Raw genomic sequence first — 15,959 nt, forward strand, 5'->3', positions numbered from 1 at the left:
GCACCGTCCCGCCGCGGGTCCCTGCCGCACAACAGCAGCAGCCGGTCATGCCCGTCGATCAGCAGAACCCGTGACGTCCACCGCTGCCGAGGCTCCTTGTTCCGTAGTCCCATGGGGCGCAACGCTATCCACCGCTCCCGCGGCCCGGCGCCCGGCCGCGGTGAGGGCCAGGGTGACCGCGATCGAGGCCGCCGCCATCACGGTCATCGCCGTCGCGGGGGAGGTCCACTGGGCGACGGTGCCGGCCAGCGCCGCCGCGACGCCCTGCATGGTGAGCATCCCGGAGGAGTGCAGGCCGAGCGCCTGGCCGGTGAACTCGTCCGGGGTCAGGGCCATCAGCCGCTCCTGGAACAGCAGACTCGCCGAGAACCCGACCGAGGCGAGCACCGCCAGGGCGAGCGCCAGGGGGAGCGCCGGGCGCGCGGCGAAGAGCAGATACGGGACGGCCAGGAGCAGTTGCAGGGGAGTGGCCAGCCGCCCCCGCCACTGCCGTGCGACGAACCGGCCCGCCACGGTGTCCCCGATGAGCATCCCCAGCGCGGCGAAGGCGAAGAGGAGCCCGGCCTGCTCGGGGGCGTACGGGACGAAGAGCGACTCGCAGCCGACGATCAGACCGTTCGGCACCCAGAGCGCGAGATAGACCCGGCGGCGCGGGCCCGAGGACCACAGCACGGCGTTGACCCGCCAGGTCTCGGCGGCCGACGGCCGCCCGGAGGCGCGCGGCGCCCTGCGCACCAGCCCGAACCGGGCGACGATCGCACCCGTCAGATACAGGGCGGCGGCGACCAGCAGCGTGCCGCGCGCGGACAGCGTCGCCACCAGGAGCCCGCCGAGCGCGAACCCGCCGATCTGCATCAGGCCGGAGCACATGTTCAGTACGGAACGCCCCAGCAGATAACCGTCCTTGGGCAGCACCTCGGTGAGCAGTCCGTACCGCACACCGCCGCCCACGGCCGCGACCACCCCCTGGGCCAGGATGATCGCGAAGACCACCGGCAGCGGCAGCCCGGGGACGGCGAGGACGGCGGTGGCCAGTCCGAAGGCGAGCGCCATGCCGGTCATCGCGGCCCGGGGCGGCAGCCGGTCCGCCGCCGACATCAGCAGGGTCGCCCCGATCATCTGGGCGAGCGAGGAGCCGAACATGGACAGGGCGGCGAGCAGCGGCGAGTCGGTCGCGGCGTAGACGAGGGTGCCGAGAGCCAGCCCGCTCGTCGTCGACGCGGCGACCTGGACGGCACTGGTCGCGAAGAGCGGTCCGAACTGCGGCGTACGGAAGAGTTCCCGGTAGGTGCGCATGCGGGGAGTCTCGGCGGCGGTCCGGGACGACCGTTACAGTTTCGCGTGTCGGCGAAACGTGGAGGCATGACGTCGTGGGCCTGTGGCAGATCAACACGGACACGCTGGCCGGGAGCCGGTTCGTCGTCTCACCGCTCGCCGAGACCCTCTCCGCCCTGAACTCCCTGGAGCGGGGCCGGCCCGAGCACCCTGGCCAACGGGCCTGGCTCGACGCCCATCTGCCCGCCTACCGTGCCCGGCAGGCCGCCGACCCGGTCGCGGCCCTTCTCGTACCGGCGGCGCTCGGCGGCAGCTGGAACGCGGACTTCATCACCCCGACACCGACGGGCGAGGGCGCCCCGTCCTTCGAGGAGGAGCTGGCCCCCGTCCGGGCGACCACCCCCGAGCGCGCCCGAGCGGACCTGGCGGTGTCGCTCGGTGGCGGCCCCCTCCCGGCGCTCCTGGACCGCGACGACCTGGCCCGGCGGGCCGCCGACGTCCTGCACTGGGTCTGGCTGCACACCGTCCTGCCGGACTGGCCGCGCCGCCGCCGGATCATCGAGGCGGACATCGTCGCGCGGACCGGCCAGCTGAGCCAGGGCGGCTGGGCGGCCGCCCTGAGCGGTCTGCGCCCGGGGATGCGGTGGCTGGGCGACAGCCGGCTCCAGATCAACGCGCACGACTACCCGCCGAAGCAGCTGTCCGGCGTACGGCTACTGTTCGTCCCGGTCACCCAGCGCTCGGGCTGGGTCTCCTGGGACGACGAAGCCCGGCGCTACGCGGTCGTCTACCCCTGCTCCGGCACCCTGGCCGACGCGGACCGGGCCCGGGTCCCGGACAGCCTGTCCCGCCTCCTCGGCCCCGCACGAGCGGCCGTCCTCGTCCTCCTCGCCGACCCGAAGAGCACCACCCAACTGGTCGCCCTGACCGACCAGGCCCTGGGCTCGGTCGGCCGCCACCTCAAGATCCTCCTCGACGCGGGCCTGGCAGACCGCCGCCGAACCGGCCGTTCTGTCCTGTACTTCCGCACGGAGGCGGGCGACGTACTGGTGGGGGCTCAGGGGGGCGGGTGAGGAGTCCGGCCGTTCACCCCTTCAAAGCGGCACCGGCGCTCGTCGACGGAGCGAGCCCCCTCACCGACCGCGAACGCGACGTGCTGCGCACGGCGGCGGACTGCTCCACCAACGCGGAGATCGCCGCCGCGCTCCACCTCTCCCGGGGAATGGTCCGCAACTACTTCTCCGTGGCCATCCAGAAACTGGCGGCCCGCAACCGCGCGGAGGCAGGGCTGATGCATTCTCAGCTGGCGAGATGAGCTGATTGCTTGCGTACGCGCCGGTGCGTGCGGTTTGCCCGGTTCGGCAACGAGAGAAGCGACCCCTGATGATCAAGGTTGTCGAAGCCTTTGATCACGAACAGGGGTCGCGTTCGCGTGTCATCCTCCCTGATCGGTGTCCTGCAGCGCCACTGCGAGGACATCGGCTCCGCCTGCCCGGATCCGGAACCGCAGAGGTTTACCTCCCTGGCCGAGGTGCTGGGGCGGCTACCCGATCCCCGCCGGGTCCGGGGCCGCCGCTACCGCATGGGGTCCCTGCTCGCGCTGTGCCTGGTCGCCGTCCTGGGCGAAGCCATGTCCCTGGCCGCCATCGCCCGCTTCGCCGCCGATGCCGACGCCAGCCTGCTCGAACAAATCGGGCTGACCTCCAGTACGCCGAACGCCTCCACACTGGGACGACTCCTCGCCCGCCCGAACGGCGACGCGCTCGACGACGCCGTGGGCGCTTGGCTCGCCCGGTACGCCACCGATCCGGTCGACGAAGCCGATGACACGCTGGCCGGCCTGGCCGTCGACGGCAAGACTGTGCGCGGATTCCGCACCGACGGCGCAGCCGTCCACCTGCTGGCCGCCGCGCTCCACGCCTGCCAGACCGTGATCGCCCAGCGCCAGGTCGCCGCGAAGAGCAACGAAATCCCCGCCTTCGCCCCGCTGCTGGACCGGATCGACCTGCGTGGCGTCGTCGTCACCGCCGATGCGATGCACACCCAGCGCGCTCACACCGAGCACGTCATCGCCGCCGGCGGCCACTACCTCCTGGTGGTCAAGGGGAACCAGAAGAAGCTGCGCAAGCAGTTGCGGCGCCTGCCCTGGCGCCAGATCCCGCTGCAGGCCCGCACCACCGGGGCCGGGCACGGCCGCCGCGAGGTCCGCCGTCTGAAGGTCTGCACCGTCCGTCCCGGCCTGCTCTTCCCGCACGCCGTCCAGGCCATGGAGGTCAAGCGCCGCCGCACCGACCGCAAGACCGGTAAGGTCGAGACGAAGACCGTCTACGCGGTCACCAGCCTCCCGCCTGAACAGGCCAGCCCGGCGCAACTCGCCGAACTCGTCCAGGATCACTGGACAGTTGAAGCCCTTCACCACGTCAGAGACGTGACGTTCGGTGAAGACGCCTCGCGAGTACGCACCGGCACCGCACCGCGCGCCATGGCCACCCTGCGCAACCTCGCCATCGGACTCATGCGCCAAGCAGGCTGGACCAACATCGCCGCCGCAACCGATCACTACCGGTCACGCCCCCAGCACGCGACAGCCATGCTCCGACTCACAGCCTGAAAACGCATCACCCCTGGTCATCGTGGTGGATGAACTTCCCGGAAGCCAAACTGGCGTATTCCGGTCTCCATGCCTCGCGGTACTCGGGGTCACCGGCGAACGGCAGCGCCAGGGACCGGACAGCCTGACAGGGCCACTCCTCGGCGGCGTAGTAGAGCCAGCCGGGCGGGAGTTGGGAACAGGTGGCGCAGCCGGTGAACGATCGCGCTCGCTGCTCCGCCCGGCCACCAGCCGTCTCGATATAGGGGGCCCGCATCGCCCTGGGCTCATGAGCCACGAGGTATTCAAAGCCGGTCTCGTCCAGCCGCATCAGCAGGAAGCCGAGCAGGTCCTCTACCCACAGCGCATGACGGGCCACCGCTCGATGATCCACTCTTCAGCGCCCTGACACAACGGTCAGGGGAGGATGACACGCGAACAAGACCCCTGTTCGTGATCAAAGGCTTCGACAACCTCGATCATCAAAGGACGCGTCTCTCATGAGCCAGGCAAACCATCAACAGAGGCACGCAGTCACGCGTTCGTCCCATCTCACCAGATGAGAACGCATCAACCCTGCGCGCGGAGGCGGTTCGCATCGCGCGGGAATAGGGCTGGCTTTAGTGCGCTCCGCTGGGATCAGGCCGGGCTCAGGTGGGGAATTCGCCGAGCCAGGTGTGCTGGAGAAGGTGCTTGGGCAGGTAATCGGACTCGACACCGATGGGGAATTTTCCATCGTAGGCGAGGCAGGCGATGGCGAGTGGCCCGAGGGCGATGCTGCCGTTGATGTCGGTGGTGCGTTCCTCGGTCAGGGTCCAGTAGGCCTGGTGCAGTTTCAGCGTTTCGATCAGGGCGGGTGTGAAGCCTTCGGTATCCCTGGTGACGAAGTGGTAGAAGAGGTTGATCGGCGGATAGAGCTGTCCCTGCAGCAGATCGGGCGGGGCGATCCGGGCCACCGAGGGCTCTGACATCTCGATCGCGGCGGTGAGCTTCTCCACCAGCCCGGGGCGTCGCAGCCAGTAGGTCTGGAGTGCGTCGACCCAGTGATAGATGTACTCGTCGTACGCCCCTTCCGGAGCGCGCAGTCGCTCCAGCGGGATCTCGCACAGTTGCGTCATCCGCTGCTGCTCCCGACAGATGACGGCAAGCCAGAACGCGGAGAGCCAGTTGCCTGCGTCGGCGGACGACCGTGGCTTCACGGCTGCGGGCAGGGTCCGTAGCTTTCGATTGATCCGGCACTCGACGGTTTCTTCGCTCATCCCTGTCACGGTGAAAAACGCCGAGCCCAACTGCATGGCATTGACCGCGGCTTCCCACGTCTCCGCTGCCGCAGCCCGCGGGTCGACGACACAGTGGGCGCGCAACGACAGGACAGCAGCGTCGAACGTGGACTGGATCACCTCTGTTGTCTCCTCGAGGCGGTCGATGCCCCTGCCCAGGTGGTCGTCCAGCCGCTCCGCGAACTGCTCGGCATCGGGTCCGGCCGGCAGATCATGCCGGGCGAAGATGATGGTCACAGAAGTGTCCCCTTGCTGATGTCGAACCGTCGGTATTGATACCCGGTGTATGTTCCCATATTTTTATTTCCTCTGACGGCGACATACTCCAACTTTTCGTCGCCAAGCGCCCTTTCCAGAGCTTCCACGGTCTCAAATTCTCCTCGCTCTCTCATTTTTCTGATAATATCGAGGAAATACTCTTGGCTTCCCTGAGATACCTGTCTACCGTTCGGGAGGGTTCTTCTCCCGAGTTCGGTTTTTGGACTGCTCTTGGCTTCAATGACGATGACCCGGCCGTCCTTATGCTTCCAGACCTGGTCGAATTGGTCGTTGCCGCTCTTGGGGCCGAGTAGGGGTTGCTTCTCGAAGTCTGGGTAATTATCGGCCATGTAATGGAGTTCAGCCGCCTTCTCGCCAAGAGATTCTGCGGCATCTCCCATTTCGGTGTGAGCGGTTCTGTAATCTTCTTTCGCCTTTTCCAGGATTTCGGCCGACTCGGGCGTCCCTAGCGCCTTGTGGTTCTCGCCTGCCTCTGTTTTCAGCTTTTCCGTCAAGTTGTCCCATTGGACGGCTTCGAAGCGTCTTCTGGCGATCTCGTTCAGCTTCCCGAGCCTGGACTTACTCTTGACGGTTTCCTCTCCGGCGGATATGTACTTCTCGTCCAGGTAATGCGGAGTCGGTGGCTCTGGGGCGTCCTTGGCCCGGATCCACGGGTCGTTTTCGGACAGGCGAGTAAGTTGAGGTGGAGTGAATCCGCTTGCGTCGTGCCGCTCCACCCTTATGCGCGTTCCATCCTTTGCGTAGTAACGCTCGAAGTAACCCGGCTCTTCGTTGGCGCGGTAGACCTGGATTTCCTCGATCTGCTCCATGGTGAGTGGTTTGCGGGATCGATAGGGGTTAGGCCCGTCGTGCATGAAGTGGGGGCGTGGTACGGGCTGGCGTCGTGGCGGGTTCAGGCTGTCGCCGAGGAGGGAGCCCGTGCCTGGACCGCCGGTGGGCGGAGTGTTGGGGTGGCCGGTGACGTTGTCCGCTGTGGAACCCGTGGGCAGGTTGTGGCCAGCGGTGGAGCCTGTGCCTGGTGTTCCGGTGTGGTCGGCGGGTCCGCTGCCGCCGGATCTTCCGCTGGGGGCGCTGTTGTCCAGGTGGTTGCTGGGTGCGTTGTGGCCGGGGCCGCCGCCGGGAGAGTGGTTGGCGGTGTGGGGGGTGGCGCCGGTCAGGGCGGGTTCGTGTTCCAGGTCCGGGGTGTGGGGTTCTCGGTGGGCTTGATGGGTGTGTTGGGCGAGGGTGCCGTCTTCGTTGTAGAGATTCCCGTGGCGGTCGAGGTACGGAGCGCCTTCGTCGAAGGGGGATCTGACCGTCCCTTCGGGTAGTGCTACGGCTCCGTCGGGGAGTTTGACGGTCCCGTTGGGGAGGGTGGTCGCGCCTTCGGGGACGGCGGCGCCTTCGGGGAGGTGGAGCGTGCCGTCGGGGAGTCCGAGGGTGCCTTCGGGGAGGGTGATGACGTGGTCGGGGAGGGGCGGGAACTCGACGTGGCCCAGGCCCTTGAGGCCGGCCATGACGTCGCCGATCCTCCTCAGCCCGACGCCTGCGCCCTTGAAGACGTAGGTCATGGGGTCCACGGCGCGGGCGGTCTTGCTGGTGAGGGAGAGGGCCTTGGCTGCCAGGCCGGCTTTGCCGGCGCCTGCTGCTGCGCCTCCGGAGCCGCCGGTGAAGACGGTGGTCAGGACGTTGAAGGTGACCGCTCCGGCGGCGCGGGAGGGGTTGCTGCCCCACTGGTCCCAGGCGATCAGGGCCTTGCCGGTCTCCTTCACCGCGGTCTGCGAGTCGCGTATCCAGGCGGAGTGGTCGCCGGGCAGGGCGTGCAGGACGAGCATCGCGGCGGGGGAGAGCCCGGTGGCGAGTTTGGCCAGGCCGGTCCATGCCTCCTGCGCGGCGTCCCCGCCCTCGAAGCCGACCAGGGTGCCCAGGCCCTTGAGAGTGCCCCAGACCCCGTCGACGAGGAAGCCCTTGCCGAAGTCGTAGGCGTGCTCCCAGACCTGCCACCAGGGCGTCGACTCTTCGACCGCCTCTCCCCAGGGCAGGCTCTTGGCCTGTTTGAGGGCCTCGGCGTCGTACCCGTAGGTGCCCTTCTTGCCGGAGCCGTCATCGATCTTCAGCGCCTTGCCGCCGACCAGGGCGACGATCTTGGCGTGACAGGTCCGTTCCACCTCCTGGAAGGCGGTCCAGACCTCGGCTATCTCGCCACGGCGCCGGTTGTTCTCCTCGACCAGGTCACCGTCCTCGCGCCACTTGTCGTCGCCTTCGGCCTTGACCCGGAAGGCGACCGCGTCCCGCTTGAGCTCCTTGAGCTTCTCCACCAGCGGGAACGCATCGTCCGAGTACGTACTGAGCGCACCGGCGATGACGCACAGGTCCGAACTCAGAGACAGCCCGGTCTCCGCCACCGGCCTGGTCGTCGCGAACAACTGCTCCGCCTCGGGCGCCTTGTAGAAGGAAGGCGCTCAGCCCGCCGAAGCTGCTGTGCACATCACCGGCAGCCGTCGCGATCGCGGCCCCGTGGCCCGACAGAGCCGTCACCTTCGTGTCGAGCAGGGCCAGGTCACCGGTGAAGACCGGTATCCCCACCGGGTCGACCGGCTCGGTGTCACTCACCGGTGCCCCTGCATGCCCTTGAGGACGTCCAGGCGCACGGCCTTCGCCGCGTCCTGCGCGTGCCTGGCCGTCTCCAGATCACCCTCGCAGTACGTGTTGGTCGCCTCGACCGCACCCAGCACGGACGCCTCGATCCGCTCGGCCGCCGCCTTCAGGTCCTTCTTGCGCTCACCCAGATACTCACCCAGCGCCGCGGCCACCGGCCCCATCGCCTGACGGGACAACGGCGCCTGACCCGCAGCCACCGGACCCTGAAGGTGCGTGACCGCCTGCGCTCCCGGCACCGCCGTACCCGCCGCCTGAGCCGCCTCCGACACCGTCGCCATCAAAGCCGTCAGAGCCTTCTCCAGATCACCGGCATGCACACCGACAACCCTCAACTGCCCCTGCACACCCTGCGGCCTGATGTCCCACGCCACCATGGAGAGCCCCCCTCGTGCCGGTTGCCCTCGACGTCAGGGACTTCCGGAGGTTTGAACAACCGTTCGCACGCTCTTCTCTATCAACTCGAACATCGCTGATGCAATCAGCAAATCAACAATCGGCCAACTGTGGCCAGTGCGTGATGGGGAGACCAGGATCGTGTGTCCACATGGGCTTGGTGTGAGGGCTGGGGGGCGGCTCCGTGAGTCCGTATCTGCGTGGCGGATTTGCTGGCGGAGGTATGGCGCCAGGGCGGAGCGGGTTACGGGGCCTGTATTCCGGTCGTAGATCACGACCTTGGGGTTGGGGGGCATCCCCGAATGCCTCGTCTGGCAGGGTTGGCGGATGGTCGAGCGCGAAGAATCCGACCCGGACGACCGGTCGGCACAGGCACTCCAGTTGTTCCTCGGCACGCTGTGGAGCATGGTCGTCGATGAGGACAATTACGCCGACGGTTATCCGTCCTGGCTCGAACCCGGGCTCAGGGGCCACCAGCAGGGCAACGGTCCCGCCGACGCGGGGGCGAGCGCGCTCCAGCGGGTGCTGGCGTGCGGTGTGGACCCGGACGATCTGACCGACCTGGTACGGGAGATGCAGCACGAAGTCCTCTACAATGTCTGCCAGTTGATCGACGATCCCGGACTGCTGGGAATCGGGCTCGACCACGAGGGGGCCCGGCCCGCGGATTTCCGCTGGGAGCTCGTGGCGGTACGCGACGAGGAGCCGGCCGGGCGAGCGCCGGTCCACGGGCTGCACTCCTCGCTCGACGAACTCGACCCCAGCGGCCGCCACGGTGAGCCGCGCGGCCGCCCGATTCCCGCCCGGCTGCCCGGCCACCCGCTCCACGCGAGGCTCGCCCTCGCCCACGCACGGACGGGCGACCGCATCCAGGCGATCAAAACCTGGCGCAAGGCGACCGGTGCGACCGTGACGGAGGCGAAGGCGGCCATCGATCTCCTGCTCGACCGGGCGGGGGAGGGGCCGGGAAGCGCGCACTGAGCCCACTCGGGGTGAACAGGAGGTGGGCGCCGCGGTATTCGCACCGCCACCGCCACCAACGCGACCGCCGACCCGGTGATCCTTCTCGGCGGGCATCGAAGTCACCCGAACCCGCCGGCCACAGACCTGAACCGACCGCGAAGTACCGGGTCCAGGGGAAAGAGCCTGTTTCCACGGGTCAGGGCATGACCAGCGTGACGCGATAGATGTGGCATGCCGACTCACTGGTCATGCGCTGTGCTTCCTCTCATGAGGCGAAGGCCGCGGAGAGGATCTGGTTGACCAGGGCGAGATCACTTCCTCCGCCGTTGGTGGGGTTGAAGGAGTACACCAGGCGGCGACGCAGGTCACGGGTCGTGAACATGCCGTCGGTGTAGCCGAAGGTGCTGCCGGTCTTGCCCCATACGGTCACTCCGTTGGACAGGGTCGCGCGCATCAGTCCGGCGCTGTAGTAGGCGCGGCCGTGACCCGGGTCGTGGGCGTTGCCGTCGAGGTAGGAGACATTGGGGACGGCGAAGAGTTCCGCTTGCTCGGTCGGTGGCAGGAGTCGCCCTCGGAAGAGGGCGGTCAGGAAGTGGTCGAGGTCAGCCGTGGTGGAGATCATGCCCCCGGCGCCCGGGTTCTGTTCGGTGATGTCGACCAGTTGCGTCCCGCCGTCCGGCTGGGGCACGGCAATGTAGCCGTGGGAGTGAGGGCCCGGAATCGTGGGGTCGGTCTCCGGGGCGGTGGTGTCGCGCAGGTGCAGCGGCCGCAGGATCCGGTTGGTGATCTCCTGCTGGTAGGTGTGTCCCGTGAGGTTCTCGATGAGCAGTGCGGCGACGTAGTAGCCGGTAGCTCCGTACGCCTGTATGGAGCCGGGCACGGCGAACGGTCGCTCATGCTGAACGGCCTTGGCGATCAGTTCCGCGAGCGGGTGGTCGTCGAAGCGGTGCTCGACGATGCCGTCCGGGGTGGTGGGGATGTCGTCCGGTGTCAGTTCGGGAAGGCTGCTGGTGAAGTTGAGCAGGGTGCGAACCGGGATCGGCGGGTAGCTGTCAGGCAGTACGTTCGGCAGGTACCGCTGGACGGGCTGATCGAGGCCGACGCGGTCTTCGGAGGCAAGCTGCAGCACCACGGTGGCGATGAAGGTCTTGGTGACGCTGCCGAGGCGGAACCTGCCGTCGGCCGGAACCGGCGCCCCGGTCGCAACGTCGGCAGTCCCGTACGTGCCGACCCAGTGACCGTCCGGGCCACTCACCCGCGCAAGCACTCCTGTGACCCGGTCAGGCGCACTCGAGAGCGCCCGTTGTAAGACCTGCGGGTCCAAACCCGGCAACTGGCCACTGGCGCGCTCGACCGCCACCGTGGGCCGCTCAGCAGGAGTCGCTGCCGCAGGGAGGGCCGTGCCCAGCGCCACCGCGGCAAGAACCGCGCAGGCAAGCGCCGCCATTGGTACCCGCCTGCGCCGGACCGTCGTCGTAGTTGCCTCGGTATCGGAAAGACATGGCTTGGAAGTCATGCCTACGACGGTGTCGCACAACCGCTGTGCGACTCATCAGGGAACACCCCCGAGAGGACCCGCATTAACCCCTGAGACCGCTTCAGCTTGATTCGGTGGGTGGTCAGGGCCGACACGGGCCGGTACTGATGGGATGCTCGCGCCGATCGGGTTGGGAGACCGCCGATCCAGTCACCCGATCCACACGAATCAACGACCCGCGAAGTACGGGGCTGGCGTCATTCGTTGGGATCAGGCCAGACCCCTGCGCCGCGAGCACGCCCGCCACCAGAGCGCCGAGCTCAGTGGTCCAGCAGACCGGCCGCGTCGATCCGGTGCAGATGGATGAGCACATCGTGCGAGGGCAGCAGCGATACGGGGTACACCGCGTGATCCGGGTACGAGGTGCCGATGCTGCGGGTCGGTCGGGCGACCGCCAGCCAGTTGCGGGCCGCCGTCGGCGCGGTGCGCAGGTCCACCATGTAGTCCCGGTAGCGCACCGCGTCCAGGGTGCGCTCGTTGCTGCCCCGCTCGGCGGGACCGACGGTGTACCGGGTCAGCGCGCCGTTCGGCCCGTCGGCGTTGAACGAGCCCTGGTCGAAGGTGAACCCCACGCTCAGATAGGACGAGCCGATCTTGTCGCGGATGAACGCGCCCTGCATCCTCGGGTACTCCTTCGGGGAGTAGGTGTCGTAGGCGACATGGGCGTTGTGCGCGGAGAGCAGCACCCGGTCCCCGGTGTGCCGTTGCCACCACACCGTGTTGTCCGCCATCACCTGGTCGCGGTAGCGCATGGCCGCGGCGCCCTGGGTGGGCTTGGTGAAGTCGTAGCTGTACCCGGTGGCGGTCTGGTCGATGGCACGAGCACGCTGCACCGCCCAGGTGTACGCCTCCTGCTCGGCCTTCCCGCCGCCCGGCCGTTGGCCCTGCAACAGTGCCAGCGCCTGCCCGGTGCGCTGCGCCATCTCCTTCCGCTCGGCGATCGGCTTGGCCAGATAGGCGTGGACATAGGTGTCCACGTCGGTGGTCGGGCGCAGCCCCTGGTACAGAGCGGTGAACTGGGGCAGTAGTGCGGGGAAGCGCTGCCCGACGTACGAGGCTACTTGGTCGTACAGGTCGGGCCCGGCGTAGCCGAAGTCGTTGCCCATGAACTGCACCGGGTCGCCGGGGTGCGCCACGTTCCACGAGCGCATCCACTCGATCAGCCGCAGGTATTCCTGGTTCTGCCAGACCTGGTAGGAGTTGCGGAACTCGTCCCGCATGATCTGCCGCGGGTCGCCCTTGCCGTACCGCACATAGTCGTTGAGTCGCTGACCGGTGCTCCAGGGCGCCTCCAGCGCGAAGGTGCGGAAGCCCTTCTCCTGGACCAGATAGCGGAACGCGCGGTGCTTGAAGGAGAAGAACTCGTGTGAACTGTGGGTGGCCTCGCCGATGCCCACGATGGTGGCGTTCCCCACCATCCGCCCGAACGGGCGCAGATCGCGGAAGCCGCCGGTGGGTTCGGTGGACAGCAGCGGATGCGCGGCGCGCTCGATGGCGCGTACCGCGTCCTTCTCCTGCGGATCGCCGGGGGTGGCCGGGCCGCGGAGGTGAGCCGCGGAGGTGGTGGCGGGGGCGTACGTCGGTGCCGGCCCCATCGCCTGGCCCGGGGCGGCGGCCACCACCAGTGCGCTGGTGCACAGGGCCGCGGAGACCAGGAGCCTGTTCTGCTTTCGCGTTGGTCGTGTCATGGTTTCCAGCGTGGCGAGCGGCCCGGTGACGATCCATCCGCCCCACTCCCGGATCCGGGGTGGGGCTGGGTCCACCGGGGGGTGGAGGCAGCCCCACCCCGCTGCTTGCTGTGCGCCTGGACGAGTAGTTCCGATGTAATCAGTGGTCATAGGCGATCAGTGAGCGGGTGACTGCTGCGCCGATCAGATTGTTGTGCCAGATATTGACGGCCATCGCGAGCACACGCTGGGTCACTCGGATGGCCACGCCCTCGAAGGTCCGTCCGCCGTGTTGCTCCAGGTCAAGCTGCCCTTTGAGGGTGTCGTTGACCGACTCGATCAGCTGGCGGACCTTCTTGAGCATTGGACGCGAATCCCTTGTCCGTGATGAGCAGGATGCCCTGAGCAGCGGCGGTCTACCGAGGCGCCGGGTTCCTCCAATTTCGTCGTCAATCGTCACGTAGAGTGCGGTCAGGAGGGTGTTCAGTTCTGTGGTCACACACGGGTCTTGGGCGCCCTCTGCCCGCTCCGGAGGCCAAACGCAGAGCCACGCGTCGTTGCGCTCGGCGGGACTGCGTAGCCATTTCAGGATCGAGGTCGGCACCAGGTGGAGGCCGCAGTGAAGTGCCCTGACATGTCGCGCGGTGCGCGTCTGACCGCCCATAGTGCCGTGTCCACATCCCTGGCCTTGTGCAGTGATCGCGCCCTGCGCGAGCTCGTGGACACGGCCGTGTCGATCGGATCCGGCATCGGCGGGAAGTCGGCCCTGCTGGAGGTCGCCGGAACGCCGGTCTTCGTGAAGCGGGTGCCCCTCACCGATCCGGAGAGGCAACCTGAGCACGTCCGGTCCACGGCGAATCTGTTCGAGCTGCCCGTCTTCTGCCAGTACGGCATTGGGAGCATCGGCGGGCCGGGCTGGGGGGCCTGGCGAGAGCTCGCCGTGCACACTATGACGACGAACCGGGTGCTCGCGGCGGAATACGAGGGCTTCCCCCTGATGTACCACTGGCGGGTGCTGCCGGACTCAACGCCCCTGCCCGAAGAACTGGCCGACATCGAACGGGCCGTCGCCTACTGGGGCGGCGGATCGCAGGTGCGCCGCCGGATCGAGGCTCTCCAGCAGTCCTCGGCGAGCGTCGCGCTGTTCCTGGAGTACATCCCGCAGAACCTGCACCAGTGGCTGGGCACCCAGGTCGAAGCAGGAGACGAGACCGCCAACCGAGCCTGCGCCATGGTGGAGAGGGACCTGGCAGCCGGCACCTCGTTCATGAACAGCCGCGGGCTCCTGCACTTCGACGCGCACTTCGAGAACATCCTGACCGACGGCCAGCGCCTCTACTTCGCGGACTACGGCCTCGCTATTTCCTCCGGGTTCGAGCTGTCGCAGGACGAAGCCGATTTCTTCGACCGGCATCAGACCTACGACCGCTGTTACACCGCCACGTATCTGGTGAACTGGCTGGTCACTGGTCTGTACGGATACCAGAAGGAGGACCGGGAGGGCCGCTACGCGCTGGTGCGCGCATACGCAGAGGGCAAGCGCCCTGCAGGAATCCCAGAGGTGGCCGCGGCGATCCTCGCCCGGCACGCGCCGATTGCCGCACTGATGTCTGACTTCAACCTCAAGTTCCAGCGCCAGAGCAGGCAGACCCCATACCCGCTGGAGGAGATCCGTCAACTTGGCGGGCTGTACAGCTCCTCCATTTACTGACGGGCGCCTGGAGGCCAGCACTCGACATGGATCAGTCACCCTACGTCGGCCTCCAGCAGCGCCCCAGAGCGCGACGCTGGCCCGACCACGCGCGCATTCAACAGCAACCCTGCGCAACAGCTCGAACAATGGAACTACTCGTCTAGCGGCAATACCGGTGCTTTAGTGCTTAATTCGTGGGGTTGGGGATGTTTTGGTGGGTTCGACGAGGGTGACGGCGGGGGTGGCCGGGCGAGGTGGGTTGTTGTGTTCGGCGCGTTTGAGTGCCCAGTTGGACATTTTGCGTTTGATCACTCGCGGGTTGGACCGTAACCGCCGTGGTTCCAGGAGGCGTTCGGTGATTTCACGCAGGGTCTGCTTCAGTGCCCGGGTGAGCCGGGAGGGGGGAAAATCCCGCCTGGCTGGTGGTCTGCCGGCGGACGACGCGCAAGGTGCGGGTGAAGGACATCCGGTCCGGATCCTCCCTCTCCTGCCGGGCGGCCTGGTGCATGAGGTCGCGCAGGGCGTGGTGCACCAGGAGGAACCCGAAGATCTCCTGCTCGGCCCCGACCGGATACTGGGAGCGCAGGACGAATCCGGGTCCGCCCAGGTGGATCTTGATCTCGTCGAAGGTCGTCTCGATCTCCCAGCGCTCGGCGTAGAGCGCAGCGAGCTCCACGGCCGGTGCGGTGGCCGGGTCCAGGAGCGTGGTGACCAGCCGGTAAACGGCGCCCTCCCCACCTGGGCCCAAGGCGTATTCGATGACGCGAACCTGTGCCGGGTCGGCCCGCCGGTTCTTGTCCCGGGCGGCAACGATCTCCGACAGATACGAGCCATCGGGCAGCGCGGCCACCACGGGCAGGACCGCGTTGCTCCGGACCCGCCACAACAGGTCCGCGCCGGTCGACGCGGCGGCCCGCCACAGATCGAAGCCGAGGAAGCCCCGATCCGCCAGGAGCAGCATTCCTCTGGTCAGCGAGGGGAACAGACGGTGGGCCAGGGCCGTCTCATGCACCGCCAGTGGCGCGACGTCGGCGGCGAACACGGCGTGGGTACCGCACTCGACCAGGGCCACGGCCCTGGCCTGCGGATACGCGCTCCTGCCCTGGCCACGCCCCGTTCCCGGCCGTCCGAAGAAGGCGGCGTTGGCCTGCGTATCGGGAAGGTCGAAGGTCGTCCCGTCCACCGACACCAACCGCAGACCCCGAAACCACGCTCCCGTCGTCGCCGGGAGCGCCACGGGCCGACAGACCCTGGCGAACAACGCCTTCATCGGTTCCGCCCCCAGCCGCAACCGGGCCCGTCCGATCGCCCCGCTGGTGGGCACCCGCCACGTCTTCGACCAGCGGCGTTCGCGTTCCAGGCCCTGGGTGAGGAGCCGTCCGACCTCCTCATACCCCTGCCCCGAGAACAGGCACATCGCCAGCACGAAATACATCACCACCCGAGCGGGAAGCAGACGCTGACGTTCCTCGGTGCGTCCGCACTCCGCCACCACCTCATCCACCAACTCCGGCGGAAACGCACGCGTGAGCACTCCAAGGGCGATGCGATCCGAAAACCGATCGCCCTCAACTACCTTCAACTGTCCGGGCCTTGGCACACCAACTCAACGAGCCAGCACTATCAAAGTCACCGGTATTGC

12 protein-coding genes and 2 pseudogenes are annotated in these 15,959 nt (G+C 67.8%); 5 read left to right on the top strand and 9 right to left on the bottom strand.

Annotated features, from left to right (window positions below):
* Positions 1–45 precede the first annotated feature (45 nt).
* Positions 46–1,296 carry an MFS transporter gene (locus OG611_RS13805; protein ID WP_266419144.1) on the bottom strand — a complete coding sequence of 417 codons (1,251 nt, stop codon included), beginning with the start codon at positions 1,294–1,296 and terminating at the stop codon, positions 46–48.
* A gap of 74 nt (positions 1,297–1,370) precedes the next feature.
* Here OG611_RS13805 and OG611_RS13810 point away from each other — a divergent pair, with 74 nt between their 5' ends.
* The 3 genes and pseudogenes from OG611_RS13810 to OG611_RS13820 all read left to right on the top strand — a co-directional run bounded on the left by OG611_RS13810 (position 1,371) and on the right by OG611_RS13820 (position 3,886).
* On the top strand, positions 1,371–2,348 hold the full coding sequence (locus tag OG611_RS13810; RefSeq protein WP_266419147.1) for a helix-turn-helix transcriptional regulator: 978 nt from the start codon (positions 1,371–1,373) through the stop codon (positions 2,346–2,348).
* Between the two features lie 26 nt (positions 2,349–2,374).
* Positions 2,375–2,590 (top strand): annotated as a pseudogene (locus OG611_RS13815) (helix-turn-helix transcriptional regulator); the annotation flags it as partial.
* 117 nt (positions 2,591–2,707) lie between these two features.
* A complete protein-coding gene (locus OG611_RS13820) occupies positions 2,708–3,886 on the top strand; it encodes an ISAs1 family transposase (protein ID WP_266419149.1) in 1,179 nt (392 codons plus the stop codon).
* Positions 3,887–3,893: 7 nt separating this feature from the next.
* Here OG611_RS13820 and OG611_RS13825 read toward each other — a convergent pair whose 3' ends face one another.
* From OG611_RS13825 to OG611_RS13840, 4 genes are all read right to left on the bottom strand, one after another.
* Entirely contained in the window at positions 3,894–4,244 is a 351-nt protein-coding gene (locus OG611_RS13825; RefSeq protein ID WP_266419152.1) for a hypothetical protein, read from the bottom strand.
* A 271-nt stretch (positions 4,245–4,515) separates the two neighbouring features.
* Complete coding sequence (locus OG611_RS13830) at positions 4,516–5,382, bottom strand: immunity 49 family protein (protein ID WP_266419155.1); 867 nt, start codon at positions 5,380–5,382, stop codon at positions 4,516–4,518.
* The gene (locus OG611_RS13835; RefSeq protein ID WP_266419157.1) at positions 5,379–7,829 is read right to left on the bottom strand and encodes a hypothetical protein; all 2,451 of its coding nucleotides are present in this window, start codon (positions 7,827–7,829) and stop codon (positions 5,379–5,381) included. Before OG611_RS13835 ends, OG611_RS13830 begins: the two co-directional genes overlap by 4 nt.
* A 183-nt stretch (positions 7,830–8,012) precedes the next feature.
* Positions 8,013–8,438 (bottom strand): DUF6507 family protein, encoded by a 426-nt coding sequence (locus OG611_RS13840; RefSeq protein ID WP_266419159.1) that lies wholly within the window; start codon positions 8,436–8,438, stop codon positions 8,013–8,015.
* A gap of 346 nt (positions 8,439–8,784) precedes the next feature.
* Here OG611_RS13840 and OG611_RS13845 point away from each other — a divergent pair, with 346 nt between their 5' ends.
* On the top strand, positions 8,785–9,438 hold the full coding sequence (locus OG611_RS13845; protein WP_266419162.1) for a hypothetical protein: 654 nt from the start codon (positions 8,785–8,787) through the stop codon (positions 9,436–9,438).
* A 247-nt stretch (positions 9,439–9,685) separates the two neighbouring features.
* On the opposite strand, the gene OG611_RS13850 is transcribed toward OG611_RS13845, so the two are convergent.
* The 3 genes and pseudogenes from OG611_RS13850 to OG611_RS13860 form a co-directional block, all read right to left on the bottom strand.
* A complete protein-coding gene (locus OG611_RS13850; protein WP_266419164.1) occupies positions 9,686–10,867 on the bottom strand; it encodes a serine hydrolase in 1,182 nt (393 codons plus the stop codon).
* A 350-nt stretch (positions 10,868–11,217) separates the two neighbouring features.
* Positions 11,218–12,645: an erythromycin esterase family protein gene (locus OG611_RS13855; RefSeq protein WP_266419166.1), complete on the bottom strand. Its 1,428-nt coding sequence runs from the start codon at positions 12,643–12,645 to the stop codon at positions 11,218–11,220.
* A gap of 139 nt (positions 12,646–12,784) precedes the next feature.
* A pseudogene (locus OG611_RS13860) lies at positions 12,785–12,976 on the bottom strand (IS982 family transposase); the annotation flags it as partial.
* A gap of 282 nt (positions 12,977–13,258) precedes the next feature.
* Here OG611_RS13860 and OG611_RS13865 point away from each other — a divergent pair.
* Entirely contained in the window at positions 13,259–14,335 is a 1,077-nt protein-coding gene (locus OG611_RS13865) for a protein kinase family protein (protein WP_266425836.1), read from the top strand.
* Between the two features lie 343 nt (positions 14,336–14,678).
* On the opposite strand, the gene OG611_RS13870 is transcribed toward OG611_RS13865, so the two are convergent.
* Complete coding sequence (locus tag OG611_RS13870) at positions 14,679–15,917, bottom strand: IS4 family transposase (protein ID WP_266356457.1); 1,239 nt, start codon at positions 15,915–15,917, stop codon at positions 14,679–14,681.
* Positions 15,918–15,959 lie beyond the last annotated feature (42 nt).

It is taken from the genome of Streptomyces sp. NBC_01363 (assembly GCF_026340595.1).
Lineage (GTDB): Bacteria > Actinomycetota > Actinomycetes > Streptomycetales > Streptomycetaceae > Streptomyces.

Excerpts from the sequence above, each read along its gene's own strand:
- OG611_RS13845 (WP_266419162.1), top strand. The coding sequence starts at position 8,785 with ATGGTCGAGCGCGAAGAATCCGACCCGGACGACCGGTCGGCACAGGCA.
- OG611_RS13805 (WP_266419144.1), bottom strand. The coding sequence starts at position 1,296 with ATGCGCACCTACCGGGAACTCTTCCGTACGCCGCAGTTCGGACCGCTC.
- OG611_RS13850 (WP_266419164.1), bottom strand. The coding sequence starts at position 10,867 with ATGGCGGCGCTTGCCTGCGCGGTTCTTGCCGCGGTGGCGCTGGGCACG.
- OG611_RS13840 (WP_266419159.1), bottom strand. The coding sequence starts at position 8,438 with ATGGTGGCGTGGGACATCAGGCCGCAGGGTGTGCAGGGGCAGTTGAGG.
- OG611_RS13855 (WP_266419166.1), bottom strand. The coding sequence starts at position 12,645 with ATGACACGACCAACGCGAAAGCAGAACAGGCTCCTGGTCTCCGCGGCC.
- OG611_RS13865 (WP_266425836.1), top strand. The coding sequence starts at position 13,259 with ATGTCGCGCGGTGCGCGTCTGACCGCCCATAGTGCCGTGTCCACATCC.